Raw genomic sequence first — 26,000 nt, 5'->3', positions numbered from 1 at the left:
CCTTCCAAATAACTACGCCCACGCTCATTGCTGATAAACCATTTTTACAGGTGATAATATTACCAGTCGATAAAGCTTGTCATATACTAACAACTTCATATTTGTTATTCGTCTTTAAATGCTCGCTCAGGTGGATACATTGTTGTGATTAGATTTTTACAAGATTTGCAACTTACTAACTCAATGAACCCTCCTAAACCGGTTGTATGTGGGCATGGAGTAACGTTAAAGCCCTCATCCTTTCCGCAGTGAGGGCATGTGGGATAATACCCTAATACTGATTGCGCTCCTTCCATTTTTACTCCTTAGTCAGATGAATGTTCTTCATAACAGTGATTATATGGAAGGCAGTATTAATCTGTTTATATCAAAATAGGTATTCCACCGTATCACTTTTGTGATCGCCACAACAAAAAACTGTAGAAATCATTATATTACATAACAAATCTCATTTGTCTTGATGCATTCGCTTGACCTCCTCTTTTTGCTGCAGGAAGTTTTATTGTCGTGCATGCCTACTCCTTGCTGTAGTCGTCCTGTTCCGGCATCCATTCCGGCGTATCCAGTCCCTCCAGCACTCGCCACATCTCTGACTGGTAGGGTTGCGGCAGCATCTCGATCCAGCTGTGCGTCCCGGCGTGGCCTTGTGCCTGGTAGAGCTCACCGCACAGCTCAACCAGCATCGGCCAGTCCGGGTCGCCTTCTGGTACTGCGTATTCATCCGGCTGGTCCTGTTCGGGAGGCTGTAGTCCCTCCAGCTGCCAATCCGGCTCGCTTGGGAGCGATCTGCACGAATGCACCTGTCCGTTCTCCAGCCAGAGGGTGAAACCGTCGGCCCTTACACTGGCGCCAGCCCGCAAACGCTCGATGGAGAAGGGCGATAATCCCCATTGTTCCCTCATGATCTGGTCTGTGAAGGCATCAGGATCCGGTAGCGTACAGTTATTGTCAGAGCTCCAAGGTGCCGGGCTGTCGCCCGTCTTAACCCCAACCCCCCTCGCTGCAGCCTGGGCGGCTTTCCTGGCTTCATGGGTGCCGGTGGGTACAATTTCCCACCCTTGCAGGCGGGTCTTGATGCCAAGGCGAGCGGAGGTAATGCCCATCAGGCGCTTAATGTCTTCGCCATAGCTGTTGGCTTGCTCCTCAATGAGGTGGGCCAGCTTGATGGGGTGCTCGGCACGGGTTGCTAGTGCGCCGCCCATGGCGTGCAGGTAGCAGCGGAAAATGCCGTTATCCGCGGCAAATCGAGCCGCCTCAAAGCGCGGGTCTTGCAGCACGGGCTTGGGTGGGCCAACCAGTTCGGCATGCTTCTTGGCGTTGCTGATGCGGCGCAGCTCGCGCCATACCCCGACCGGGGCGCCTCCGATCTGCTGGAAGGTGCGTATGCCCCACCAACTGGCCCAGGCCACGGCATGCAGGGCGCCCTCATCGGCTGCGGTGCCAGCCTCTTCGTCGTCGTCCAGGTAGGCGCCGTCGATGTTCTTGGCAATGTATTTGGCGATATAGCCCGCGGCATCGCCCTTGGCCGGGTCTATCTCTTTCCAGTCGAAGCGGGGAGTGAAGTCGGTAAAGGGTGGGGCGCCCTTGATATCCCGTACCAGCTCTTCGTGGTCATCGGTCAGGGCATAGCGTTGCAGGATGCCGATCACCCGGTTGCGATCTTCCGGGCGCATAAATAGCAGTAGGTGCCAGTGCGGGGTGCCGTCGTGGTGAGCCTCGCACACGCGAAATCCATAAACGGGGGCGTTCCACCGTTTGAGGGCGGCTCTGGCGCGGCTCCATAGCTTGGCCAGATAGGCGCAGGTCTCCCGCGGTGTGGCCCCTTGATAGCGTTTGTTCTCTACCGCTTTGCCGTTGTGCTTTTGTGTCCAGGCATGAAAGCGGCTCGGCGCTGTCCAGGTGAAGAAGACCCCCACATGACCCTGCTCCTCGGCATAGTCATTGAACCCCCGCGCACGCACCATCATTTCGTTGCGGCGGTTCACCGGGTTGGCGTTGCTGGCCTCCCAGCAATCCTTCATCGACACGACCAGGTCATACTGCTCGTTGACCACTTCCGACTCGGCCAGCCAGCGCATCATGGCCCGCTTGCGTTCGCGCACCACCTTCATGGTGGCGTTCGATACATAAGCCGACACGCCCTTACGTACCTTGCCGAGCAGAATGTTGATCTGCTCCTGCAGCCGATCCCAGCAGCGGTTGACGCGCTTCTCCCACCACTTGGCAGAGAGCAGGCGCACCAGCACGCTCAGGATCCAGTTATCCCGCACCTCATCGGATTTGAATTTGGGCATCTTGCCGATAAAGCCCCACTGGTCGGCAGGCTGGCGCATCAGCGCCCAGGTCTGCAGCAGATCCGGCTCGGCGCCTTCTTTGATGTCCTGCTCGATATTCTTGTAAATAGCTGCGGTCTGGTTGGCGAACTGGTGGGCCACCTTCTTGCGGCCGTCTTCATCGCGCATCTCCCTCGGGTTGACCGGGATGGAATGGAGCAGCTGGCGCACCCAGCGGGTGCGCTCACGCAGCCAGATATTGGCTGCCCGGCAATGGGTGAAGCTGCAATCCTTGCGGCGCCTTGCGTACTGCTTGAACAGGTCGCGGGTTAACTCGGGGGAGAGGCCATCGAGCAACTGGATGGCCCACAGCAGATCGTATTGGCCGCGTGGGCCGCCGAAAACGGCGTCAAAGTTGACGCCGGGCAGAGAGTTGCAAAGGGTGCTGACGCGCTGCAGCTGTGCTTTCCTCGACAGCGGCAGCCGGGTGGTGAGCTTGGTCATGCGTTAAGCGGATAACGTCTTGATGCGAAACAGGCATCCACTGATGCGCTGCTGAGCATGGGTTTTCATTCGACGGGCGGCCGCACACTGGCGCAGCAACAGCTTGATGCTGACGCGGGGGCGTGCAGGTAGCCGGCGCGCATGGGCCAGCTCCCGTTGATAAAGACGCAGCCGCGCTGCGTCCTCCCGATAGGTCTCTTGCCAGCGATACATCTGGTTGGTCAGTTCCTGCTGCAGGTGATGGGTCACTTGATCACCTCACCTTGCCCATGCAGTGGCGCGCACTCCTGCCACCACTCGCCGATCTCTTTGGCCAGCGCGGTTTCGCCCTGACCCAGTGCCAGCCAATAGACAGAGCGCACCGCACCGAGTGCCAGCAGCTCTCGGGGGATATCCCGATCGCCTCTGGCCTCACCACCGGCGGCGATAAACTCGGCGCGGGCTGCCAGCCAGTGGGTGGTCAGCTGGTTGTGAGCGGGGAGTAGTGCCGCCTCTTCATCGTCTTCATCGCCGTCATCATCGAGCAGATCAGCCGGGTTGCTGGTCGCAACCAGCTGTAGCTGGATGTACTGCTGGCCGGAGTAAACCCCGCCCAGGGCGATGCGGTTGTCTTCGGCATTGGCCGCGAACATATCGGCCAGCAGCCCTTCGACCACCTTGGGTGCCTGGCGGGCAATCTTGATGATGTCGCTCATTGGCAGGCCCTCCGGTTGATGCTGACAAACAGCTGGTGCCAGCGCAGGGCACGCTTGGCCTGGGCTAACAAGGTTTTACCCTCAGTTCCTCTGAGGCATGAGGAATGACGGGCTTTGGCGGTGAGCCGCTGGCGCAGGCGCGGCAACTCGGCCAGCGCCTCCTGCTCGGATATGGGATGGAAGATTTTGCTCATGCCTGCACCTCCGGCGTGGCGATACCGGTCAGCAGCCAATCGACATGGCGTTTCAGCTCCGGGTGGTTGGCGATCAGCAAGAACAGACCGCCCCCGATCTCGCGGTATCCCAGCTCGTAGTTCTTGAGCGTGGTGGGCGGAATGCCGAGCTGGTCGGCAAACTTGGGGCGGCTCAGCTTCAACTGTTCCCGCAACTGGCGCAGGCGCTTGGCGGCATGGTGGTTGAGCAGGTTGATTTGGGTTGGTTGTGCGTTCATGGTCAGGCTCCTTGTTGAGTGGTGCAGGGGTTGATGCGGCTGAACAGAGAAGCCCAAGCCAGTGCGGTTGACCGCTCCATAAGCGCAACCCCGTCCGGGTGTTGGCTAAGACGGGCGCCATAGCGGCCCGTCAGCTTGCGTTGTTGGATGCGAAGGTTGCGCAGGGCGCAGGGGATCGCTAAAGTTGCCATGTCGACTTCCTCATACGTTGTTGATAGAGGCCCGCTTGGAGTTGCCGCTCCGTAATGCGGGCTTTTTTATTGCCCAATAGGTCGTGGGCCTTGCCCGGTCATCTGGCTTGCTGCCAGCACAGCGCGTTTCATGCGCAGCTTTGCTGCTCTCTCTTTCTTCTCCCTCTCGATATCCCTGATGGATCTGGTGACCGGTGCCGGATGCCATACCTTGGTGTCACAGCCACCGCGAAATTCGCTTTGGTACTCCAGTGCAATCACGGCAAGGCGGATCGCTTCACGCTGGGCATGCGGCAATGCCGACAGGGTGGCGCTCATCAGTTCGCCCCGAGGTTGGCGGGCGATGGCACAGATGGCCGCTTTCTTGGCCTGGCTCAGAGCCAACCAGTCGGTGTCGAGGCTCGAGCGCTTCTTGCCGAACATCTCGCGCAGCAACATGCAGCCGGCGGTGTTCATGGCCACCTGTTCTTCTGGCGTCAGGCCAGCCAGATTGCGTTGTTGATGGTCAATGCGTTGGGTTTGCATGGGTTCCCTCCTTACATGGTCATGGTTTGCATCAGGATGTCTGACGCACAGGCCAGGGTCGGCACCGCCTGAAAGCGGGCCTCAATGTCGTGGATCAGGATGGCGAGTGACCCCATGGCCGAGGTGGCCACGCTCACCAGGGTGTTGCGCTCAGAGCGGGTGATCCGGCCGCGGTCGGTCAGCTCCAGCGCCCGCTGGCCAATGCTGGCGATCTTGGCGTTCAGATCGATGGCCTGGTGGGGCAGGGAAGGGGCCCGCTCTGCCTTGGGGATAGCCACTGCAGTGAGGCCGCACTCCAACAACAGACCATCGAACAGGGTCTCGTCCCCCTCGGTGGCGTGATAAATAGCCACCAGTTCCCGGGCGGTGAGTTGGTGCGGTTGTGCCGGGTTTAACTTGTTGCGCAGTAACTGTTCGCCAATACCTGCAGCGCGTGCTACCTCGGCAAGGGAATGGCTGGCGGCGAAGCGTGAGCAGGCGGACTCGAAGTGCGGTTGTTTGGTTGAACTCAGGTCAAACATAGTGAACTCATCCTTGGCCGGTTATGGTTAACTCGCGAGCTTGAAGTTGTGTACTAACATCGAGCCGGCCATCTGCTTAGCGATGAACACATGCACCTTGACCATCACCAGCTCGTTGCCTCTGGTTTTTTCCATGACATCGAGGCGGCCGGTTCTGACCCAGTGGCGAGCAGTGTCAACAGAGACACCGATCCACTCTGCGAACTTGGCGATGGGCATCAGCGGTGGAATGTCAGGGGAGATCACAAGATTGATCGCACTGACGGTTGCCGGCGGAGCATGCGAAACAGCAGGATTGATATGACGTGGTGGCATTGGTGCTACCCTCATTGTGCGGTGCGAGGTTGCGAGTCGTCGGCTTTCAGTTTGCCGCCGGTCATCACCTCGATCTGGTAGGCGCGACCCTTGGGAATGACTTCACCCCAACAAGAAACCGTGGCCCTGTTAATGCCCAAGGCATTAGCCGTTTTGGTAACTCCACCGAAGTGGCTAAGTACATCTTGCTTCTTCATGAATGCCCTCGCGTTGGATGTCCAAACATTGACGTTGGAGTTTTTACGATCCTTTGTTTGGAATGTCAACATTGAGATGTAAAGAATCCAACGCTTGTCGATGTTAAAGTTTCCAACTATGAAAAGTGAACGCATCAAAGAACTTCGTAAAAAGCATGGACTTACCCAACAACAAGTGGGTGAGCGTATTGGCGCAAGTCGAGCTTCGGTATCTCAATGGGAAAGTGGGGATGTCTCGCCGAGCGCTGATTATTTAGTCGCATTGGCTAAGATGTTTGGAGTTTCAGCGCACTGGCTTTCTACGGGGAAGGGGTCGCCTGAACAGTCGAACGTTGAGCCGGCAGTGATCCCGCAGGGGAATCGGGTGCCGATCCTGAGCTATGTCCAGGCTGGCAACTGGCGGGAGATGTGTGAGCAGGCCACGACTTTCGATGGCAATGTGGAATTTGTGTCTGCCAGCGTTGATATCGGTCCTTGTGGATTTGGCCTTTGGCTACGTGGCAACTCCATGACCCCGTTCTTCAATGAAGGGGATCTGGTAATCATTGATCCTGATGAACAACCACGTCCTGGTGACTATGTAGTGGCCAAGAATGGCGGCGAAGAGGCCACCTTCAAGAAGTACCGGCCCCGCGGTATTGATGAGAACGGACAAGAGGTGTTCGAGCTTGTTCCCCTCAATGACGATTACCCCACCATGCACTCCGACCGGCAGCATATAGAGATCATTGGCGTGATGGTCGAGCATCGAACTTTCCGAAAACGATAAGGGCGCCAAGGCGTCCTTTTTTCAAGGTATCCAAACTGATGAATACAGAACATCCGCAGGCTGATTGCGAACTGGACTTTGAGACCTTGGTTGAAACTTGTGAGCTGGAGTGCAAGTTGGCTCAGGGGGCCGGCGGCAAAGGGGAGTTACCTAAAGATTTTTGGCGAACCTACAGCGGCATGGCTAACGCCAAGGGCGGTGTCGTACTGCTCGGTGTTAAAGAAAACAAAGGCCAGTTCTCCGTTGCAGGGATAGAAAACATTGAGAAGGTGAAGCAAGACCTTTTTAACCAGTTAAACAATCCATCCAAGGTTAGTTCTAACTTGCTGTCAGAAGACGATGTCGTCACGCTGAGCCAAGACGGCAAGCAGTTCCTTCGTATCAACATCCCTGCTGCGACGCGGAAGCAGAAGCCTGTATTTATCAATAACGACTTGTACGCGGGGACGTATCTACGACTCCACGATGGTGATCGACAGTGTGACCAAGAAACTGTTAAGCGGATGGTGGCAGAGCAAATTGAAGATGAGCGTGATGCCCGTATCCTCAAAGGGTTCACATTTGACGATCTTGATATCGACAGTATTAGCGCATATCGCAATCTTTTCTCTGCAGCTAAGCCTGGACACCCTTGGTTAGACCTTTCCCCTTTCGACCTGGTTAAAAAATTGCGCGGATGGCGCAAAGATAGAGAGTCTGGTGAAGAGGGGATAACTCTTGCAGGTCTGCTGATGTTTGGTCAGTGGGAGGCGATTCAGGAAGGTGCCCCCCACTATGTTGTTGATTATCAGGAGCGGCCAGAGGCAAAAGCTGAAAGACGATGGGTTGACCGGATTTTCCCTGATGGTAGCTGGTCAGGTAACCTTTTTGATTTTTATCGACGAGTTTACCGCAAACTTATTGCTGATCTGAAAGTGCAGTTCACTCTGACAGAAGGTCAGCGGCTGGAGGATAGCCCGGCACATGTCGCCTTACGTGAAGCTTTAGTTAATTCACTGGTTCATGCTGACTATTCCGCCAACGTATCTGTGCTGATTGTTAAACGACCGGATATGTTTGGGTTTCGAAACCCTGGGCTTATGAGAATCCCGCACGAACTAGCACTGCAAGGAAGTCACAGCGATTGTCGCAACCGGATATTGCATCAAATGTTCTTGATGATTGGACTTGGTGAGCGTGCTGGCTCTGGAATTCCGAAGATATTTAGCGGCTGGAAAAGTAACCTTTGGACACAACCTAGGCTACGTGAAGTGGAACTACCTGAGCAGACCCTTCTTGAGCTGCATATGGCAGACATAATACCCAGCATCGCGATCACTAAGTTATCAGAACGCCTTGGCAACAATGTTTCCTCGTTAACATCCTTAGAGCAACTGATCCTGTATTACACCGACGTTGAAGGGTGGATCAATCATGAGCGAGCGAGAGAGGTCACAGCTGCTCACCCTAGGGATGTAACGTTGGTGCTGAGTAAGCTGGTTCGTCATGGCTTGTTGCATGCCGCCGGCAGTTATAAAAGCAAAGTTTACTGCCTGTCTGATGTTCATCTTATGAGTCCTGATGATGAGTTTGGCCAGAGACTGATAGCAGATGAGTATCTTCACGATCTTAGCACTCCGGAGCTCAGTCAGGAGCTCAGTCAGGAGCTCAGTCAGGAGTTCAGTCAGGAGTCCAGTCATGAGCTTGGCCATGAACTAGCTCATGACTTCAACGATTCAGATATTCCGATGAATGCCAATGACCGCCAAGCAATAGAGAACATTCGAAGAACTCTTGGTGTGTTCTTTTGGCAACGTGTAGAAGATCTTTCGCTTAGCTATCAAAAACTGCCTAAGCATCAAGCCGATCGAGAGGTGACCAGACAGTACATTATGGATATGTGTCAGTTTGGTTTCCTGACTCTTCAGCAAATAAGCCAATTGCTTGGTAGAAAACCAGCATCACTTAGAAGGGACTATCTCACTCCAATGGTCAGTGATGGCTTGTTAGAGACCGCTTTTCCCCATATTAAAAACCATCCCAAACAGGGTTATAGGACTGTAGTTCATAATGTTATGGAGATGGAAGATACACTTGGTGATGATGAAAAGTGACAGTTAGAAAACTCGATGACGGCAAGCCTAAGCTCTGGCTTGCCGAGGTCTATCCCCAAGGTCGTAACGGTCCCCGCAAACGCAAGCGCTTCGCCACTAAGGGCGAAGCCTTGGCATGGGAAAAGCACATGCAGGCCCAGCCCTGGCAACAACCAGAGGCAGGCCATGCGGATGAGCGGCGGCTGAGTGACTTGGTGGCGCTCTGGTATGGTCGCCACGGCCAAACCCTGACCGATGGTGATCGACGTCGCGACAAGCTGAATTGGCTGGCTGAGGCGCTGGGCAACCCGCTGGCGACCGAGTTCACGGCCCAACAGTTTGCGGCCTACCGCGAACGGAGATTGGCAGGAGAACTGTATGTGCCCGGTCAGCGCAAACAGGTATCCCCGACCACTATCAACCGCGAACTGCTCTACCTGCGGGCTGTGTTTAATGAACTTGGCCGCTTGGGTGAGTGGGCGTATGGCAACCCGCTAGAGGTGTTGCGTCAGTACAAGGTGCAAGAATCCGAACTGGCGTTCCTGAATCAGGATGAGATTGAACGGTTACTCGCGGCTTGTGCAGGTCTGAAAGATTTGTGGCTGATCGTGATGCTCTGCCTCTCGACCGGGGCTCGCTGGTCAGAGATCGAGAAGCTTACCCGCTCACAGGTTGGCATCGGCCGGCTTACTTTCACCCGAACGAAAGGCAAGAAGAATCGCACTGTGCCGGTGGCAGGTTGGCTATTGGCCTTGTTGCCCAAGCGTACTGGCCGCTTATTTGGTGACTGCTACGCTGAGTTCGAGAAGGCGATACGGCGGGCCGAGATTGAATTGCCTGCAGGGCAAAGCACCCACGTTCTGCGTCATACCTTCGCCAGTCACTTTATGATGGGGGGAGGCAACATTCTGGTGTTGCAACGGATCCTAGGGCATACCGATATTAAGATGACAATGCGCTATGCCCACTTTGCCCCGGATCACCTCGAAGATGCAGTCAAACTCAACCCGATCACCGCGCTGAAAAATGGCGGCAAAATGGCGGCAGCGTTCACCAGCGATACCCAATAAGCCCTATCCATCCCTAAGCAAACCCGCGAAAACACGGCAAGTTATTGATTCAAAATGGCTTGCGATGGTTTCAAAATCCGCCGGTGAATAACCGTGTCGGTTCGAGTCCGACCCCGGGCACCATCAAATTCATGACAAAAGGCCATCAGCAATGATGGCCTTTTGTTTTTTAGCGTTCCTGCACATTGGAGCGTTACTGTTGAGCTGGCAGTACTTCCCGTTACCTCTTGGTATCCCTTCTCTTTTCCCGCTCTCCGTTATTTCCTTTTCTTGATATAGCCGCTGACGGCATCGCCGCCAGCTGACTGTTTCTATTGCTTTTTTTTCATGTCTTGCGGCGCTGAAACATGCTGGTTGCGCTATCCCAGCAGGGCAAACAGCAGGGTCCCGAGGGTACCTGCGAGCGTCAGCACTATGATGGCTCTGGGTGTGCCGTGCAGCTTGGTCCACATAAACAGGCTGGTGAGGGCCAGCAGCAGCAGGGCCAGGGCGGCGATATCGCCAAACAGCTGCCAGCCGAGGCCGGTGCCCATACCGCGGTGCAGCCGGTTGAGGCTGGCGGCAAAGTTGGCTTGCTGCAGGTCGGTATGTACCAGCAGAGTGCCCTCGACATAGCTGGCGGCCACGCTCTGGCTGAGGGTGACGCCGCGCATCTCCCACTTGGCGGGTAGGGTGAGCTGGCCGTTCGGGGTGGGCAGTGTCTGGGCCGGGGTAATCATGGTTCGCCCGTCGGCAAAGGTATCGGGATAGCGCTGTTGCAGCAGGTTTTTCAGCTGCTCCGGGCTGGCGAGTGGCGCCTCCAGCACTATCTCTTCACTCGATTTGTCAGTGTGGGGGCCGGGAATGGGCAACACGGCACGGTGTTGCAGCCAGAGACCGGTGATGCCGTACATCAGCATCAGGGCGAGGGTAAAAAAACCGGCCCAAGCATGGAGGCGGCGTACCCATTTGTTGTTGTGAAGGGGAACTCTTCTGCGTTTCATCGTGGTTGCTTCATAAAAAAACTGGCCAGCAGGGGCTGGCCAGTCGGGGTGGTTGTCACTGAGATCAGAAGCGGTAGGTACCGGTCAGGCTCAGCTGGCGGGGTGTGCCCGGCATGATCTGGGTGGCACTGGTGGCGCTGACGAAGTACTCGTGGTCAGTCAGGTTCTCGGCGCTCAGCTCGGCTTCCCACTGCTGCCAGCGATAACCGGCGCGCGCATCGAAGCGGGCGTAACCGGGCAGTGTGGTGGTGTTGGCGTTGTCGGCAAAGCGATCGCCCACCGCCGTTACGCCGGTTTCACCGAACCAGCCCTGCTCGCCACTCTTGTAGCCGAGGTAGAACTGGCCATTCTGGCGGGAGACGTTCATCGGGCGCTTGCCCTGCAGATCCGCATCCGCCTTGACCTGCTCCGCATCCTGAATGGCGAAGCCACCACGCAGGTAGATCTCGTCGGTCAGCTCGGCGCGGGCGCTCAGCTCGACACCCTCGGTGCGCTGCAGGCCGGTGAGGATCACCTTGGTGGGATCCAGCGGATCCTTGGTGCGCTTGTTGTACATCTCCAGTCGATAGAGGGAGAGAGTGGTCGCCAGCTTGCCGTTCAGCCAGTCACTCTTCACGCCACCTTCGTAGAGGCGGGTGTGCTGGGGTTCCAGCCCGTTGTTCTTGTCACCCGGGGTGATGCCGATCAGCTCGCCGCCCACCGGAGTGAAGGTCTTGCTGTAGGAGGTGTAGAAGGCGTGATCCTCGAGGGGATTCCACACCAGACCGAGGCGCGGGCTCAGGCTGTTGACCGAGACGCTCTCCTCCTTGTTGAGGTCGTAGCGGCGACTGGTGACGGTGAAGTCGTCACGGCGCAGCCCACCCACCAGATGCCAGTCACCCAGGCTGAGCTGATCCTGAAGATAGAGGCCATTACCGCGCACCTTGTGTTTGGCGTCGCTGGAGAGCTTCATGGCGCCATTGTAGGTGGGCAGCGAGCCCGGATCGTAGAGATTGCCAGACGGGATGGCGGTGGCGTTCTGGTAGAGCTTGGGTGTGCGCTCCTGCCAGTTCTGCTCGAAGCCAACCAGCAGGCGATGTTCCACCGGGCCGGTCTGGAACAGACCTTCTGCCTCGGTGTTGCTGATCAGGTTCTTCGCTTTCAGATCCTGCTGCCAGCGGGAGCGGGTCACCTTATCCCCTTTGACGCTGGTGACATAGGTGTTGTCAAACTGGCTGTCGAGGGTGGAGTAACCGAGCTGCTGGCGCAACTGCCACTGATCGTTGATATCCCAGGAGAGGCGGGAGCGGGTGGATTGCGCCACGTCATCAATGAAGTCGCGGCTGGTGTCGCTGTAAACATACTCTCGCGGAACATCGGCCGGACGGCCATTGACCCCGGGAATGCCGCGATCCGGGGTGCGGTCATGTTCGTTGCGCTCGTACTGCACCAGCCAGTTGAGGTTGTCGCTGATCTCCCAGTTGGCGGAAGGGGCCAGCAGGGTGCGCTTGCTCTTCACGCCGTTGCGGAAGCTATCTTTGTCCTCTTGCGCCATGTTGAGGCGCAGTTGCACCTGCTCACTCGCCTCGCCATTGAGGTCGGCGGCCAGCCGCTGGCTGTCAAAGCTGCCGACCCGGGCGGTGACGCTGGACTCCTGCCCTTTTTGCGGCTTCTTGCTGACCCGGTTGACGATGCCCCCCGTGCTGCCACGGCCGTAGAGCACGGCAGCCGGGCCCTTGAGCACTTCCACCCGCTCTATGTTGCCGAGATCCCGGGTGTACTGCATGTCGTCGCGGAATCCGTCGAGATAGAAGTCGTTGCTGGCGCTGAAGCCGCGGATATTGACCCCGTCGAAGCGGGTATCACCGCTGGCGTTGACCCCGGGAATGCCGCTCAGCGCTTCACTCAGCGTCGGTTGGCCGAAGGCGGTCAGCTCGCTGACCTTGACGCTGTCGATGGTCTGGGGCACCAGCTTGGCTGGCGTATTGGTCCGGGTAGCGGTGGCAACTTCCTGATGCTGGGAGCGTTTGCCAACCACAGTCATGGTTTCATCGGTGGCCTGGGCAGTGAAGCCGGTGCCCAGCAGTGCCAGCGAGACCAGCGTTCTGCGAAAGTGAGGGTGCTGCATATTCAATATTGACTCTTTGGATGTCGACCTGACGGCTCGAACATATTGATTTAATTATAATTAGCCTGACCCACCAAAGCGGGATGCCAATGATATTGATTTTCATTTGTCTGGCAAGGTGAAAATGGATAGGGGCATTGGAGGAGGGTTGTGCGGTCGGGGGAGCTCGGCTGAAAAGCAGAGCCATTGCAGCAAACCGCGCGAACGAAGCAAGGGAAAAAGGGCGTAGCGGAAGAGAAAGGGACAAAGCGTGAAGAGGCATCCGGCCCGATAGGACGGGCCGGATGGAGGGTTCAGTGGGTACGCAGCAGTCGATGGGCGAGGGGCAGGGCCGCCATCAGGCGATAGGCCAGCAGAGACGATCCCAGCAGCAGCGGCACTTTGGCAATCTCCCACAGGATAGATGCGCCCTGCGGGCCGAACACGAAGAGCCAGACCACCAGCATCATGTGCAGGCAGTAGATTCCGAGCACTTTGGGGGCCTGGCGCTCAAGCCAGCTGCCCTTGCCCCACTCGGGGTTGGCCAGCAGCAGGCCAAACAGGCCGATAGCCCAGGGAAGGGAGCCGAGCAGGAAGTCGTGGCGGGTGAGCGGCACTGCGGCAAAGTGCTGCAGCGCCCAGGCTTCACAGCCATAGAGCGCCACGCCCGCCAGCAGTAGTTGCCAGCCGGTGCGGGCATCGGGCTGCCACTGACGCTGGCGCAGCAGGTCCCCGAGCGCCACAAACAGCAGGGAGAAGAAGGGGCCGTTACGGGTGAGCAGTGGCCACTCGGCGCCCAGCAGCGGCTTGGCATAGGAACCCCCCAGCAGCGCCAGTAGGTAAAGGCCAAGACCCAGCCAGAGGGCGAGCGATGGTCTGCCAAGCCGGTAGCAGAGTGCCAGCAGGGCCACCGCCATGACCAGGGCTGGCAGGAACCAGAGGTGGATCATGCCGCCCACCAGCCAGCCATTGAGGGGGTCGCCGAGCTGGAATTGCCACTGTCCGCGCAGGGAGGCCAGATAGCCTTGCTGCACGGCATCAAGCGGATTGAACGGCACCAGCAGGTAGACCAGACTCCACACCAGCCAGAGTCGCAGCAAGGGGCGGCAGTAGCGCCAGGCCACGGTCAGCGGCGCCTCGCGGCTCAGTCTCGGCTGCAGAAAATAACCGGCACAGAGGAAAAACAGCGGCACGGCAAAGCGGCATAGCTGGTTGATGGTGCCGCTCAGCCAGAGCCAGGATCCGCTTTCCCACAGGGCGGGATTGAACGGATTGGCGAAGGGGGAGACGTGAATGGTCATCACGGCCAGAATGGCCAGCACCCGCCCGCACTCGATACTGGAAATACGCATGGTGGCTCGTCGTTACAGGGGTTGTGATGGCACGCTAAAATTCTCGCTGCCAGGTTACAACCAATTGATTCTATTAGTGTGAATCACGCTGTTGAGTAGTTACATTTTGTAACGGGATGGTGGAAGGTGTTACCTGTAACGGGAGCGGGCTCCCGTTTTTTGGGCGCGCTCATGCAGATAAAAAAGCGAGGCGGGCGCCTCGCTTGGTTGGGGATCTCGAGCTTACTGGTGAGTTAGCATGCTGCTCTGGTTGGCGGCCAGGGTGGTTCTGCCCGAGCTCTCCAGCCAGGTTTTGATCCGCTTGGCGTCGGCGACCCGATCGTTGGTGGTCTCGGCATTGAGCAACACCATGATCACCGGCTCACGATTGACCTTGGTGCCCAGCACCAGACAGCGGCCCGCTTCGCGGATATAGCCGGTCTTGGAGAGAGTGAATTCCCATTGCCCTTCGCGGATCAACCGGTTGGAGTTGAGGTAGTGTAGCTGACGCTTGTTGGTGCGCACATAACTCTGCTCGTCGGTGGAGTACTGGCGGATCAGCGGATAGGAGGCCGCTGCGGCGGCGAGTTTGGCGAGATCCTGCGCGGTGGAAACATTGCGCGGGTTGAGCCCTGTGCTGTCGGCGTAGCGGGTATTCCACATTCCCAGCATGCGGGCTTTGGCGTTCATCGCCTCGACAAAGGCACGCTGGCCGCCGGGATAGTGGCGGGCCAGTGCCGAGGCGGCGCGGTTTTCAGAGGACATCAGGGCGATATGGAGCATTTCGGCGCGACTGAGCCTGGAACCTATGGCCAGGCGCGAGCCGGTCCCCTTGATGCGGTCGATGTCGGCATTGGTTACGGTGAGCATTTCGTTGAGGCGCAGGTTGGCATCCAGCACCACCAGCGCCGTCATCAGCTTGGTGAGTGAGGCGATGGGCATTACCCGGTTGCCGTTGCGCTCGGAGATCACCTCGCCGGTTCTGTGGTTGGCCACCACGAAGGCAGCCGAGCTGAGGTTAGGCACATCCCGTCGCTCGAGAAAGCCGCTGCTGCTCTTGCTGCTGGCGGAAAAGGGGTTGGCATGGGCACTGTCCATAGTGGCCGGCAGCATTACTGCGCCAAGCAACAGGGGAAGGAGGGAACGCATCATCATGATCAGCTCTACCGGACGAAATACAGGGATATCTCGCTAAGTTATATGTCGTGAACTGGCGCTTCACAATCATTCTCACCTTGATATTGATAATTTACGGCGTTGAGCGCGCTCTGACGGCGAGGAGAGCGTAAAAGGGGTCTCCATGGAGTCTTTTTTTTGCATTGAAACTATGGGCTGGCCGTGATGGCGAGCGGAAGTCGGCGCTAAAAAAAATCGGGACCAGAACGGTCCCGATTGGCATGGAGCATTGCTTACCGTTTAGTGGGCATCTTCCTGCTTTATCTTGAAGCGCATGGCGATCACCACGAACAGCAGCGGGCCAATGATGGTCCAGACGCCGGTGGAGATATCGCCGGAGATAAAGGGGGCGACCACGGTAAAGACGTTGCCGAAGGCGACCAGGATCAGGCTGATGATGGTGGCCAGCAGTACCGAGCCCGCGCTCTTGAAGAAGATCAGATCCTTGTCTAGCACCGGGTTGTTGCGATAGCGATACCAGGCGTAGATGAGGAACATGTAGGGCAGGGTCATGCCGACGTTGGTCATGGTGATGATCAGCTCGTAGAGGGCGGCGGCCCCTTCCGGGTTGATCAGGGTAAAGATGGACTTGGCGGCAATGAACAGACAGACCACCCAGGCTTGCACCTTGAGGGCTTCAATGCGCACGCCATTCTCGTTCTCGCGCTGGAAACGCTCCGGCCAGAAGTAGCTCGGGGTGCCGGTGATGAACTGGCGCAGTGGCGCGTAGGAGAGGGCGATAAAGGCGCCCAGATAGCTCAGGAACATGCCAAGGCCAGCAAAGCGCATGAACACCTGTCCCAGCCACTCGCCACCGAGATGGCGCCCCAGCTCCAACATGATGATGAAGAGGGCGGAGAGAGAGGTGATCCCCTCGGCCGGGAAGTCGCTCCAGCGCATGATTGAGCCGACCGCCAGAAAGCCGATGATGTAGCAGAGTACGATGAAGGCGCCGGAGAGGAAGATGCCGCGCTTGAGGTCACGCTCGGGATCTTCCAGCTCGTCAGCCACCCCGGCCATCGCCTCGACCCCGCCGTAGGCGAAGATGGCGAACACCATAAAGCCGAGGAAGGGGATGATGTCGTTGAACGCGGCATTGGGAGACGCCGTCAGCGATGCCTGGGTGAAGGGCTCCTGCAGAGTCATGCCGCTCACCGCGAAGGTGAAGACGCCACCGACCAGCAGCAACACGTTGAGTGCCACCACGGAGAGACCGCCGATAGCCGCCACTTTGGCGAAGCGGGCGCTGCCCAGGGTGATGAGCTTGGTGACGGTGGCAACCAGTGCGATGGCGACTACGCCCAGAATAAAGGGGCCAAAGTCGATGCCGGTGCCCAGGGTGACCGGGATGACGGTGATGTCGCGGCCAAACAGCATGAAGGAGAGGGGCACCCACATGGAGAGCGCCTTGCCAAACATCCAGATGACGTAGGAGGCGAACCACATGGTCAGACCGATAAAGGCGAATCGGGTCGAGACCGAGTGGCGCATCCAGGTAAAGATGCCGCCTGCCTCTTTGCGAAAGCCGGTGCCGAATTCGATCATCATCAAAATGAACGGGATGAAGAAGAACAGACCGCCGATCACGAACATCGGAATGGCGGCATATCCCATTCGGTAAAAACCGATCCCGATATTAGTGACGCCAAATACCGATGTTAATATCATCAATATAAAGGCGCCCAATTTCAGCTTTTTTGCTGACATATTAAAAACTCCCTGATGGTGCTGGATTTAAAATAATCAAAAATTAAACGGACGAAACCAGACCCATTAATAACGCGGTAGCGCCATGCCATCTTGCTGTGGCGGGCGCGATCGGGTCATCTCTGACCGGGCTGGCTTACCCGTCAGGCGGTCAATGAATGTATGGGCGGAGCTGCATGGTCTGTGCCATGCGCGGTATTGGTCAGCGTTGCCGAAAATTAACTGTGAACGATTTTATCATTAATGCTGCTGGGCAGGTAAGTTTCCCGAATGAAGCTGTGGTTGAAATAAACAGACCTGCCAGTTAATTGATACGTTGCGGATGTAAACATTTACGCCCAGGCCGACACTTATTTCCATTATTGGTATTCGGCATATTTGGCGGAGTGAATTGCGCCATCCTGCCTGATAAATCCGCCCCAATGGCGACAGCGTTTATCCTCCCAGCCGGGTCAGCAGCACGCCGCCGGTAATAATGGCCGCCGCCGTCAGCCGCATGCGCCCGAGCGGCTCTTTCAGCAGCCAGACCGAGAGCAGCATGGCAAACAGCACACTGCTTTCGCGCAGAGCCGCGACCACGCCAATGGGTGCTTGGGTCATGGCCCAGATAACAATCCCGTAGGCGAGCAGTGACATGGCACCTCCTGCCATTCCCGCCATCGCATGGCGACGGATCTGGCGCCATGCGTTGCGTTTCTGGTGGACGATCAGCACCAGCAGCATCGCCAGCCCGGTGCAGGCAAAGAGCCAGAGGGTGTAGCGTACCGGTTCACCCCCTGCGCGGGCGCCGGCTCCATCCGAGAGGGTATAGGTCGCCGTGAACATGGCCGTGATCAGTGCTGCCCGAACCGCTTTGCTGTCAAGGCGCTGCTGCCCACCTCGCCAGGCCATCAACAAGACCCCCATGATCAGCACGCAGGCGCCGATGATGCCGCCGTAACCGGGGTAGTCCCCCAGCAATATGGCACTTAACGCCATGGCGAGCAGCGGGGCACTGCCACGGGCCAGCGGATAGATCTGGCCAAAATCGCCCTGATTGTAGGCATGGCTGAGAAACAGGCAGTAACCGATATGGAGCAGGACTGAGAGGCCGAGCCAGGGCAGCTCGGCAGCAGAGGGAAGCCCCATGGGCAGCAGCGCCACGGCGGCGATAAGCCCTGAAAAGATCGCCACCAGTGACACCCCCACCAGCCGCTCTTCGCCAATTTTGACCAGCGCATTCCAGCTGGCGTGAAGCAGGGCTGCCAGCAGAACGGCAAAAAAGACGGTGGTGCTCATGGGAAAAGGCTCTCGGGCGATGGGGGCCAACAGCATACCCGCCTGGAGCCTGATTGGCCGAGATCTTTATCAAAGCTTCGGTTTCTCGGGGTTCTTCTCCTGCTTGGTGGTGCTGCCCAGTTGCCCCAGCACCAGTTTGGGGTGGGGATCTGTCTGCAGCGGAATATCCTGCAACTGCGTTCCCTGCTGGTGGCGATGGATGATTACTGCGGCCATCTTGCCCAGCGCCTCGTAGCTGCTGATGGTGCCCACGCTGCAGCCGTGCTCGACGAACAGCTCTGCACTGCAGATGGTAGGGATGGCAGCTGCGTTGAGTGCATTCAGCAAACGGGGGGCGATGGAGAGCAGATAGCTGTCTGCGGCCAGAAAGACGATGTCGTTTTTGGCATCCTGTTGCAGCCGCTTCAACTCGTTCTCCAGTCGCTTTGGATCCGGTGCTATACGCCAGGTTGCGACTTGCCATTGGTAACCTTTGGCCGCGTTGATCAGCATGTCGGCCACCAGCAGGGTGTTTTGCTCCCGCGGGTTGAAGGGTAGCAGCAGCCGCTTATCCGATGGGAGGTACTTGCTGGCATTGGCCAGTTGCAGCGCCATCGGCACCATATTGCTTACCCCGGCGACCATGCTGTTCTGAGCCTTGTCCTCAGAGAGAAAACCTGCCCCGACAGGATCTGAAACCACATTGAATATCATGGGCTTGCGATTGGCGACCAAACTCTTTGTCATGGTGGTGGCTGTGGTACCGAAGGTGTAGATGTAGTCGTATTCGGCCAGTTTCGGCAGCATCTGCTGACGTAGCATGGTCGCCAGCGCCGTGCGATCCTGATTGGCATTGTAGACGGTGATGGTGGTCTGATAGCCAAGTCGGGTCAGTTCGGCCCGAAAGCCCGCCTCGGCGGCGGTTTCGCCACGCCACAGTACCATGGCGATATTGAGGGCGTGAGCGGGAAGAGCCAGCAGCAAGAGCAGGACGAAAAGCAGCCTGACCATGATCATCTCTCCGGCGATACATCTACTCTTGAGCCTAGGCCAGTTTGTGGTTTTCTGAGCAACAGCGACGAAAAAGCGCGATGGCAAGCCATCGCGCTTTGGGTATCAGAAAACCTCGATTAGAAGTCGTAGCGAGCAGCCAGCTGGAAGTCATCCTTGTTGGCGGTCGCTTTGCCGGCAACGCTGTCCAGATTGTTGATGCGGTACTCGCCAATCACCCGCAGGTTCTTGTTGAACTTGTACTGGGCTCCCAGGGTGTAGTAATCCACATTGTCTTTCTTGGTGCCAGCCTTGTCCTGCTCCTGTTTGTTCCACAGCGCCATCAGACCGAAGCCATTCTCGAAGTTGTAGCCCAGCGCGGCTTCCCAACCGGTGTGATCGGTGCCGGTCGCCAGGAAGTCGCTGCCATCGGCATAACTCAGGGCGGCGTAGGCGGCCTTGTTGTCAAACTTGGCGGAGATCAGCCACAGTTTTGCATCTTCTTCACCGCTCTTGTCGCGCAGGCCGACGTTATAGGCGGTACCCAGCGACAGGTTGAAAGGGAAGGTATAGGCCACGGCTGCTCCGTAGGCCGCGTCGCTATCCTTGCTGGTAGTCTCTTCGGTGTCACCACCGTCGAACTTGTAGCTGGTGTCGAGCTGGAAGCCATTGAACAGGCCGGAGTATTTCAGTACGGAACCGGCGCGGTTGGTGGCGAAGGTGTCGGTTTTTGCACCCAGCGCTTCGTTACCGTAGCCGTCGGAGAGGGAGACATCAGTCCAGTCCGCCAGGAAACCCGGGGCACCTTTCTGGCGGCCGAAGGTCACTGTACCCCAGTCAGCGCCCACACCGGCAAAGGCCAGACGGGTACGCAGGTTGTCGGAGCTCTCGCTGATGGTCTTCTCGCTGTCGTTGATGTACATCTGCACTTCGTACTGGGCCAGCGCCTTCAGACCGCTCTGGATCTGGGTCTCGGCCTTGGCACCGAAGCGGACAAACTGGTTGGCCCCTTGCTTGGCGCTGTAATCCTTGGTGCCATTCGGGTTGGCGGTATCGACGTTTTCTTTCTTGTCGCCGAAGAATTGACCGGCGTAGATGCGTCCATACAGGTCCAGCATGGCGGTATCATTTTTATATACTTCAACGGCTTGTGCCTGGAAGGCGGCAGTCAGAGCCAGTGCCACTACAGTCAGCTTTTTCATCTTAATCCCTTGTGTTGCAAGCTTTTGTTTTGAAGACGGGGCCATCCTAGGGAGGAGGCATGACAGCGGGGTGACAACTGGATGAAGAGTCGATGGCAATTGGGTTGCAATTGGATGAATTGGCTACATTTATGCCCCTGGCAGCTACTTTTGTGCGCAAAGGTTTGCCCTTGTGGTAGAATGCCGCCCGTTTTCGAGCTCCATAGGTTGGATATGCGATGAGACGTGAACTGGCAATCGAGTTTTCCCGAGTGACGGAAGCGGCAGCACTGGCTGGCTACAAGTGGCTCGGACGTGGTGACAAGAATATCGCCGACGGGGCAGCCGTGGCTGCCATGCGTCACATTCTCAACCAGATCGAGATCGATGGTGAGATTGTGATCGGCGAAGGTGAAATTGATGAAGCGCCGATGCTTTATATCGGCGAGAAGGTCGGTACCGGACACGGAGACGGCGTCGATATCGCGGTCGATCCCATCGAGGGTACCCGCATGACCGCCATGGGCCAGGCCAATGCGCTGGCCGTGCTGGCGGTGGGCGACAAGGGCTCCTTCCTGAAAGCGCCTGACATGTACATGGAAAAGCTGATCGTCGGTCCCAAAGCCAAAGGGGCCATCGACCTGGATCAGGCTCTCGAGCTCAACCTGAAGTCTGTGGCCAAGGCGCTGGGCAAGCCGCTCTCCCGCCTGACCGTCATTACCCTGGCCAAGCCGCGTCATGACAAGGCAATCAAGGAGATGCAGGGTCTGGGCGTGCGGGTGTTCGCCATTCCTGATGGTGACGTTGCCGCCTCCATCCTCACCTGTCTACCGGACAGCGAAGTCGACATGCTGTATGGCATCGGCGGCGCTCCGGAAGGGGTGATCTCCGCTGCGGTGATCCGCGCGCTGGATGGCGACATGCAAGCTCGTCTGGTGCCGCGCCACCGCGTCAAGGGTGACAGCCCGGAAGTGCGTGAGCTGGGCGAGCAGGAAATTGCCCGCTGCGAAGCACTCGGCATCGACGTCAACAAGGTGCTCAAGCTGGAAGACATGGCGAAGAATGACAACGTCATCTTCTCCGCCACCGGCATCACCAAGGGTGACCTGCTGGATGGCATCACCAGCGATGGCGTGATGGCGACCACTGAGACTCTGCTGATCCGTGGTAAATCCCGTACCATCCGCCGTATCAAGTCGATCCATTATCTGGAGCGCAAAGACAGCGTGGTTCGCGACATCATCCTGTGATGATGGCTCTGCCCGCCATGCGGTAGTGAATCAAGCCCGATCGCCTCGCGGTCGGGCTTTTTGCTGCCTTCCCTCTACGTTTGTGGGCTTGCCTGGGCTATGGTGGCAGAGAGTCCGACAGTGCAGGTTGATCCTGTGACAGGAGTGGGTTGTATGGAGTGTCGTTCCAGTTGCGGTGCCTGTTGCATCGCTCCCAGTATCAGCAGTGCCATCCCCGGCATGCCCGATGGCAAACCGGCTGGTGTCCCCTGCATCCAGCTTGATGCGCGCCTTGGCTGCAAGATCTTCGGTCAACCGGAGCGGCCGGCGGTGTGCGGCGGTTTTCGCCCCATGATGGATGTGTGCGGCAGCCATCGCGCCGAGGCTATCTGGCTGATCGGCGAGCTGGAACGGCTCACCACCTGACGAGGGCAGGGCGAAGAGATAAAAAAGAGGCCGCATCATGCGGCCTCTCACGTTTCTGTTCGCCGGGGATCAGATCCCCGCCAGCTCCAGCGCCTGACGGTAGTACTCGTTGGCCTTGTTGGTAAGGCGACGCTTGTCCATCACCTGACCGAGGGCGTGGTAGGCGGCGGCGCTCGGCGCCCGCTCCACCTCCTGCTCCAGCAGCTTCTGGGCATCGTCCAGTTGACCTGCCAGCAGATAAAGCTGGGCCAGTGCGGTGTCCACCTCCGGCTGCCCCTGCTGTTTTTGCAGCAGCGCCAAGAGCGGCTGATAGCTGTCGAGTTTCAGCTTGGGTAGGCGAGCCAGCAGCTGCGGCATCGGCTGTTTGCGCAGCGCCTCCTGCCACAGGGTGGCGGCCTCGCCGTCGGCGCCCAGCTGGCGCAGCAGATCGCCGTAGCAGGCCAGCAGCTCTGGCTCAAGGCGCAGCTTGCGCGGCAGATCCTGCCACACCGCCTTGAGGGTTTCGAGGCTGCTGGCAGCCTGTTGCAGGCGACCACACCAGGCCTGTTGCAGCAGCTCTTCTTCCTGTTTCGGGGTCAGCTTGCCTACCTTGTGCAGTGCCGGGATCAGGTCGCACAGAGCGCTCCAGTCCTGACGGGCCAGATGCACCTGGCGCAGCTGATCCAGCACCATGGGGTGGCGCGGGTTGAGGGCGTAGACCGACTCCAGCATCGCCAGCGCCGTGTCGTACTGGCCCTGCTCGATCTGCAGCTGGGTCTGGGTCAGGGTGAGCGCCAGCTCGGCCTTGGGATTCTCCTCCTGCGCTTTTTGCAGGTATTGATCCCGGCGTGCGTCGTCACCACGGGCCTGTGCCGCCTTGGCGGCGCTCAGGTAGTTGAGCAGCGGGGTGTCGCTGTTGCTGGCCCCCTTGATCATCAGCTTTTCAGCCTGACTGTAGTGCCCTTCGGCCATCGCCAGGGTGGCGGCGACGGTCTGTTGATTGGCCTTGCGGCGGCGGCGCGAGCCGTACCAGCCGAGGGTCTTGCGGCGCAGGCCGAATACCCGACCCAGCAGCCACTCGACGATCAGCAGGGCGCCGTAGAACAGCACGGCCAGGATCACCGCGCTGGTGACGGAAGATTCGATGGTGTAATTGCCCAGGGCAATCAGCACATAGCCCTTGTTACCGGAGGCTTGCGGGCCAAAGATCAGCCCTGCGACCATCACGGCAACCAGAATGATTATACGGATCATGGTGCCCTCCTCAGCTGCTGGCCAGAATGCGTTGCAGGCGTTCGGTCAGCACCTGCTCCAGCATGGCCTGGGTCTTGAACTGGGCCGGATAGTCGATCTGGATCTGCTCACCCTTTAGCTTGTCGATCTCGCCCTGCATGTAGCGGGTGGCGCTGTTGTCGGTGTCGAAATATTGGGTCAGCCAGCGCTGGGCCTTGTCCAAGCTGTCTTCGTAGAGCGCCTGCTGCTCGCGATAGACGGAGAGCTGGGCCTGCAACAGCTTGGTTTTGAGGTTTTCACGCAGGAAGATCTCCTGCTGCGGCGAGAGCAGCGCCTCGACCGCGCCATCGCGGCGACGGATGGTGACGAAGTTCTCGGTGAACTTGACCCAGTTCTTCTTCAGATTGCTCTCCCACTCATCTGGATTGGTGCTGACCGCTTGATCCGGCTCGGCCTTGGCTTCCGGCATGCTGACGGTGGAGAGGGGCAGCAGCTCGATCTGGTCGGACAGTGCCGCCAGCTTGAGGGTCAGTCCCTCGCGGTCGATGCGCGGCATCCCCTTGAGCTTGGCGATATCCTCGGCCAGCGCCTTGCGGATCGGCATCAGGCTGGGGTCGTTGAGGGCGGCGATCCGCTCGTCGGCATTGCCGAGCAATGTGATGGCGGAGACGAGGTCATGCTCCAGCCACAGTTTGCGACCCGCCATCCGAACCAGATACTCGGATTCGGCCAGCATCCAGTCGTTGGGGCGTTTATCGTTGAGATCCAGTACCCGGTTCTGCAGACCCTGCATCTCCCCTTGCAGCCGCTGCTGGGTTTGATCCAGCGCGGCCAGCTGCTCGGCATCCTTGCTGCTGGTCTGGTCGATCTTGCTCAGGGCGCTCGCCAGCTGCTGCTTGAGCTGGGCCAGTTCGGCTTGCTGGGCCACGGCATTCTTGTGACCGTGCAGATAGAGACCGCCGGTCAGGCCAAGGGCCAGCAGGATGGCGACCCCTCCCAGTACGGCACCGGAGCGGCTCTTGCTGCCATTGACCGCAGCGGTCGGCTGGGGTTTGACCTGGGATTCTTGTTGTTCTGTCATTCCATCTTCCTCAGTTCCAGTGCGGCCGTCAGGGCCTGGTTGGATGCACCTTGGGCAATCGTGATATGGATAAAGCCCGCAGCACTGGCCATCTCGGCCACGCGCGGGCTGGGGACCACCAGCAGGCGGTCAAAAAGCCAGGGCCGCTGGTGGTCGGGAACCAGCTCCAGCAGCCGTTGCAGCAGTTCACCACTGGTAATAAGCAGGCTGTCCAGCCCCGCTGCCTGCCAGTGGTGGGTCAATCTGTCCCCGTCTAGCTCGGGGTAGTGGCGTTCATAGGCCGCACAATAGTGCACCAGAGCACCGCGTGAGGCCAGCGTGCTGGCGATGAGATCCCGCCCGCCATTACCGCGCAGGATCAGTACCCGTTTGCCTGCTACCTGCTGCAGGGCGGGCAGGGCCAGCAGCCCTTCGCTGCGCGGGTCATCCGGGCAGCTTGCCGTGATGCCGATGGTGGCAAACGCATCTGCGCTGGCCTGACCCACCGCAAAGTACTCAATATGTGGCCAGGTCTGACCAGTTTGCAACAGAAAATCGTGTGCAAAATGAACGGCATGGATGCTGACGGCGATAACCACGTCGGCACTGCGCAGCAGGTCGGGCAGGAGAGGGAGTTCACTGCCCGCCACGGTTTCCAGCAGCGGGCAGCAGAGTGGTGCATGGCCGTGCTGGCGCAGCAACTGCACCAGCTCGGCGGCCTGAATGGCCGGACGCACCACCAGCGGGGTCATGCGCGGTAGACCTCGGCGAGGATCTCGTCGGCACCGGCGGCCAGCAGGCGCTGGGCCAGTTGTTCGCCGAGGGCCTCACCATCGGCCAGCGGACCGCGGATCTCGTCACGGATCACCTGGTTGCCATCGGGACTGCCCACCAGACCGCGCAGCCAGATCTGCTCGCCTTCGACTAGTGCGTAAGCACCGATGGGGACCTGACATCCCCCTTGCAGAGCGCGGTTCATGGCGCGCTCGGTCAGCACCCTGGCGCGGGTCTCGGCGTGCTCCAGCGGCGCCAGCAGAGCGTGCAGCTCAGTATCGTCGAGGCGGCATTCGATGCCGACGGCGCCTTGACCGTTGGCGGGCAGGCTCTGTTCCGGCTCGATAAAAGCGGTGATGCGATGCGCCATCTCCAGTCGTTTCAGACCGGCGGCGGCGAGGATGATGGCGTCGTACTCACCGGCATCCAGCTTGGCGAGGCGAGTGTTGACGTTGCCGCGCAGGTCGCGGATCACCAGATCCGGGCGGGCGGCGCGCAGCTGGCACTGGCGGCGCAGGCTCGAGGTGCCGACCACGGCCCCTTGCGGCAGTTCGGCAATGGTTTTGAAGCGGTTGGAGACAAAGGCGTCGCGGGGATCTTCCCGCTCGCAGATAGTGTGCAGACCGAGCCCCTCGGGGAACTCCACCGGCACGTCTTTCATGGAGTGAACAGCGATATCGGCCCGTCCTTCCAGCATGGCGGTCTCCAGCTCCTTGACGAACAACCCCTTGCCACCGACCTTGGCCAGCGGGGTATCGAGGATCTTGTCACCCTGAGTGCTCATGGGCACCAGTTCGACCTGCAACTGCGGGTGCAGGGCTTCGAGCCGGTCTTTGACAAAGTTGGCCTGCCACAGGGCCAGAGGGCTCTTGCGAGTGGCAATTTTCAGGGTTCGGGCTGCCATATCAATCAGTTGTTTCATTTTTAGAAGGAAATCGATATTACCACCCTTTGCCCGGGCTTTCATGGCGGAGCCGGCAAAAGCGGGGCCAAGCTCAAAAATGC

General features: G+C 58.5%; 27 protein-coding genes. 5 read left to right on the top strand and 22 right to left on the bottom strand.

The features are described from left to right. Positions 1 to 515: 515 nt before the first annotated feature. The 10 genes from G5193_RS07605 to G5193_RS07560 all read right to left on the bottom strand — a co-directional run bounded on the left by G5193_RS07605 (position 516) and on the right by G5193_RS07560 (position 5,672). Positions 516 to 2,777, bottom strand: a complete 2,262-nt coding sequence (locus G5193_RS07605; RefSeq protein ID WP_421205658.1) for a replication endonuclease — start codon at positions 2,775 to 2,777, stop codon at positions 516 to 518. A 3-nt stretch (positions 2,778 to 2,780) separates the two neighbouring features. Then, complete coding sequence (locus G5193_RS07600) at positions 2,781 to 3,026, bottom strand: hypothetical protein (protein WP_421205657.1); 246 nt, start codon at positions 3,024 to 3,026, stop codon at positions 2,781 to 2,783. Next, positions 3,023 to 3,472: a hypothetical protein gene (locus G5193_RS07595; protein WP_245094329.1), complete on the bottom strand. Its 450-nt coding sequence runs from the start codon at positions 3,470 to 3,472 to the stop codon at positions 3,023 to 3,025. The genes G5193_RS07600 and G5193_RS07595 overlap by 4 nt, the downstream gene beginning before the upstream one ends. Beyond that, the gene (locus G5193_RS07590; RefSeq protein WP_245094326.1) at positions 3,469 to 3,666 is read right to left on the bottom strand and encodes a hypothetical protein; all 198 of its coding nucleotides are present in this window, start codon (positions 3,664 to 3,666) and stop codon (positions 3,469 to 3,471) included. The genes G5193_RS07595 and G5193_RS07590 overlap by 4 nt, the downstream gene beginning before the upstream one ends. Further along, positions 3,663 to 3,923 carry a helix-turn-helix domain-containing protein gene (locus G5193_RS07585; RefSeq protein ID WP_024943315.1) on the bottom strand — a complete coding sequence of 87 codons (261 nt, stop codon included), beginning with the start codon at positions 3,921 to 3,923 and terminating at the stop codon, positions 3,663 to 3,665. The genes G5193_RS07590 and G5193_RS07585 overlap by 4 nt, the downstream gene beginning before the upstream one ends. A gap of 2 nt (positions 3,924 to 3,925) precedes the next feature. Further along, positions 3,926 to 4,114 (bottom strand): hypothetical protein, encoded by a 189-nt coding sequence (locus tag G5193_RS07580; protein ID WP_041204794.1) that lies wholly within the window; start codon positions 4,112 to 4,114, stop codon positions 3,926 to 3,928. A gap of 66 nt (positions 4,115 to 4,180) precedes the next feature. Then, positions 4,181 to 4,639 (bottom strand): hypothetical protein, encoded by a 459-nt coding sequence (locus tag G5193_RS07575; protein ID WP_021229414.1) that lies wholly within the window; start codon positions 4,637 to 4,639, stop codon positions 4,181 to 4,183. Positions 4,640 to 4,650: 11 nt separating this feature from the next. After that, positions 4,651 to 5,160 (bottom strand): phage regulatory CII family protein, encoded by a 510-nt coding sequence (locus tag G5193_RS07570; protein ID WP_216947498.1) that lies wholly within the window; start codon positions 5,158 to 5,160, stop codon positions 4,651 to 4,653. 27 nt (positions 5,161 to 5,187) lie between these two features. Beyond that, positions 5,188 to 5,475 (bottom strand): hypothetical protein, encoded by a 288-nt coding sequence (locus tag G5193_RS07565; protein WP_108611877.1) that lies wholly within the window; start codon positions 5,473 to 5,475, stop codon positions 5,188 to 5,190. A gap of 11 nt (positions 5,476 to 5,486) precedes the next feature. Next, complete coding sequence (locus tag G5193_RS07560) at positions 5,487 to 5,672, bottom strand: Cro/CI family transcriptional regulator (protein ID WP_108611898.1); 186 nt, start codon at positions 5,670 to 5,672, stop codon at positions 5,487 to 5,489. Positions 5,673 to 5,790: 118 nt separating this feature from the next. On the opposite strand from G5193_RS07560, the gene G5193_RS07555 reads away from it, so the two are divergent. Genes G5193_RS07555 through G5193_RS07545 form a run of 3 tightly spaced genes read left to right on the top strand, consistent with a single transcriptional unit; the run spans position 5,791 to position 9,583 of the window. Continuing rightward, positions 5,791 to 6,441, top strand: coding sequence for a LexA family protein (locus G5193_RS07555; RefSeq protein ID WP_108611878.1), 651 nt, complete (start codon positions 5,791 to 5,793; stop codon positions 6,439 to 6,441). A 38-nt stretch (positions 6,442 to 6,479) separates the two neighbouring features. Then, positions 6,480 to 8,534 carry an RNA-binding domain-containing protein gene (locus G5193_RS07550; protein WP_421205652.1) on the top strand — a complete coding sequence of 685 codons (2,055 nt, stop codon included), beginning with the start codon at positions 6,480 to 6,482 and terminating at the stop codon, positions 8,532 to 8,534. Beyond that, on the top strand, positions 8,531 to 9,583 hold the full coding sequence (locus G5193_RS07545; protein ID WP_421205650.1) for a site-specific integrase: 1,053 nt from the start codon (positions 8,531 to 8,533) through the stop codon (positions 9,581 to 9,583). Before G5193_RS07550 ends, G5193_RS07545 begins: the two co-directional genes overlap by 4 nt. A 359-nt stretch (positions 9,584 to 9,942) precedes the next feature. Here the strand turns inward: G5193_RS07545 and G5193_RS07540 are convergent, their stop codons facing one another. The 8 genes from G5193_RS07540 to G5193_RS07505 form a co-directional block, all read right to left on the bottom strand. Beyond that, positions 9,943 to 10,566, bottom strand: coding sequence for a PepSY-associated TM helix domain-containing protein (locus tag G5193_RS07540; RefSeq protein WP_421205648.1), 624 nt, complete (start codon positions 10,564 to 10,566; stop codon positions 9,943 to 9,945). A 64-nt stretch (positions 10,567 to 10,630) separates the two neighbouring features. Further along, positions 10,631 to 12,673, bottom strand: coding sequence for a TonB-dependent receptor (locus G5193_RS07535; protein ID WP_266134536.1), 2,043 nt, complete (start codon positions 12,671 to 12,673; stop codon positions 10,631 to 10,633). A gap of 293 nt (positions 12,674 to 12,966) precedes the next feature. Continuing rightward, positions 12,967 to 14,004 (bottom strand): acyltransferase, encoded by a 1,038-nt coding sequence (locus G5193_RS07530; protein ID WP_266134537.1) that lies wholly within the window; start codon positions 14,002 to 14,004, stop codon positions 12,967 to 12,969. Between the two features lie 222 nt (positions 14,005 to 14,226). Next, positions 14,227 to 15,138: a D-alanyl-D-alanine endopeptidase gene (gene pbpG, locus G5193_RS07525; protein WP_005336410.1), complete on the bottom strand. Its 912-nt coding sequence runs from the start codon at positions 15,136 to 15,138 to the stop codon at positions 14,227 to 14,229. Positions 15,139 to 15,399: 261 nt separating this feature from the next. Further along, positions 15,400 to 16,866 (bottom strand): glutamate/gamma-aminobutyrate family transporter YjeM, encoded by a 1,467-nt coding sequence (gene yjeM, locus G5193_RS07520; protein ID WP_421205646.1) that lies wholly within the window; start codon positions 16,864 to 16,866, stop codon positions 15,400 to 15,402. A 435-nt stretch (positions 16,867 to 17,301) separates the two neighbouring features. Beyond that, complete coding sequence (locus G5193_RS07515; protein WP_421205644.1) at positions 17,302 to 18,180, bottom strand: EamA family transporter; 879 nt, start codon at positions 18,178 to 18,180, stop codon at positions 17,302 to 17,304. A gap of 33 nt (positions 18,181 to 18,213) precedes the next feature. After that, positions 18,214 to 19,134, bottom strand: coding sequence for an ABC transporter substrate-binding protein (locus G5193_RS07510; RefSeq protein ID WP_266134540.1), 921 nt, complete (start codon positions 19,132 to 19,134; stop codon positions 18,214 to 18,216). Between the two features lie 119 nt (positions 19,135 to 19,253). Further along, a complete protein-coding gene (locus tag G5193_RS07505; RefSeq protein ID WP_216952723.1) occupies positions 19,254 to 20,315 on the bottom strand; it encodes a porin in 1,062 nt (353 codons plus the stop codon). A gap of 218 nt (positions 20,316 to 20,533) precedes the next feature. Here G5193_RS07505 and glpX point away from each other — a divergent pair, with 218 nt between their 5' ends. After that, on the top strand, positions 20,534 to 21,544 hold the full coding sequence (gene glpX / locus G5193_RS07500; RefSeq protein ID WP_005342808.1) for a class II fructose-bisphosphatase: 1,011 nt from the start codon (positions 20,534 to 20,536) through the stop codon (positions 21,542 to 21,544). A gap of 153 nt (positions 21,545 to 21,697) precedes the next feature. Then, the gene (locus tag G5193_RS07495) at positions 21,698 to 21,949 is read left to right on the top strand and encodes a YkgJ family cysteine cluster protein (protein WP_421205642.1); all 252 of its coding nucleotides are present in this window, start codon (positions 21,698 to 21,700) and stop codon (positions 21,947 to 21,949) included. Between the two features lie 69 nt (positions 21,950 to 22,018). On the opposite strand, the gene G5193_RS07490 is transcribed toward G5193_RS07495, so the two are convergent. From G5193_RS07490 to hemC, 4 genes are read right to left on the bottom strand one after another with little or no spacing between them, the layout of a single operon-like run. Further along, on the bottom strand, positions 22,019 to 23,182 hold the full coding sequence (locus tag G5193_RS07490; protein WP_337073091.1) for a heme biosynthesis HemY N-terminal domain-containing protein: 1,164 nt from the start codon (positions 23,180 to 23,182) through the stop codon (positions 22,019 to 22,021). A gap of 10 nt (positions 23,183 to 23,192) precedes the next feature. Then, positions 23,193 to 24,242 carry a uroporphyrinogen-III C-methyltransferase gene (locus G5193_RS07485; protein WP_005336380.1) on the bottom strand — a complete coding sequence of 350 codons (1,050 nt, stop codon included), beginning with the start codon at positions 24,240 to 24,242 and terminating at the stop codon, positions 23,193 to 23,195. After that, on the bottom strand, positions 24,239 to 24,973 hold the full coding sequence (locus G5193_RS07480; protein ID WP_421205640.1) for a uroporphyrinogen-III synthase: 735 nt from the start codon (positions 24,971 to 24,973) through the stop codon (positions 24,239 to 24,241). Before G5193_RS07480 ends, G5193_RS07485 begins: the two co-directional genes overlap by 4 nt. Beyond that, positions 24,970 to 25,899 (bottom strand): hydroxymethylbilane synthase, encoded by a 930-nt coding sequence (gene hemC, locus G5193_RS07475; protein WP_216980241.1) that lies wholly within the window; start codon positions 25,897 to 25,899, stop codon positions 24,970 to 24,972. Before hemC ends, G5193_RS07480 begins: the two co-directional genes overlap by 4 nt. Between the last annotated feature and the right edge of the window lie 101 nt (positions 25,900 to 26,000).

Origin of the sequence: Aeromonas sp. 601027, assembly GCF_049174455.1 — a bacterium.
GTDB classification, from domain to species: Bacteria; Pseudomonadota; Gammaproteobacteria; order Enterobacterales; family Aeromonadaceae; genus Aeromonas; species Aeromonas veronii_A.
The sequence above is the reverse complement of the archived record's forward strand: the minus strand, read 5'-3'. Positions and strand labels throughout refer to the sequence as shown.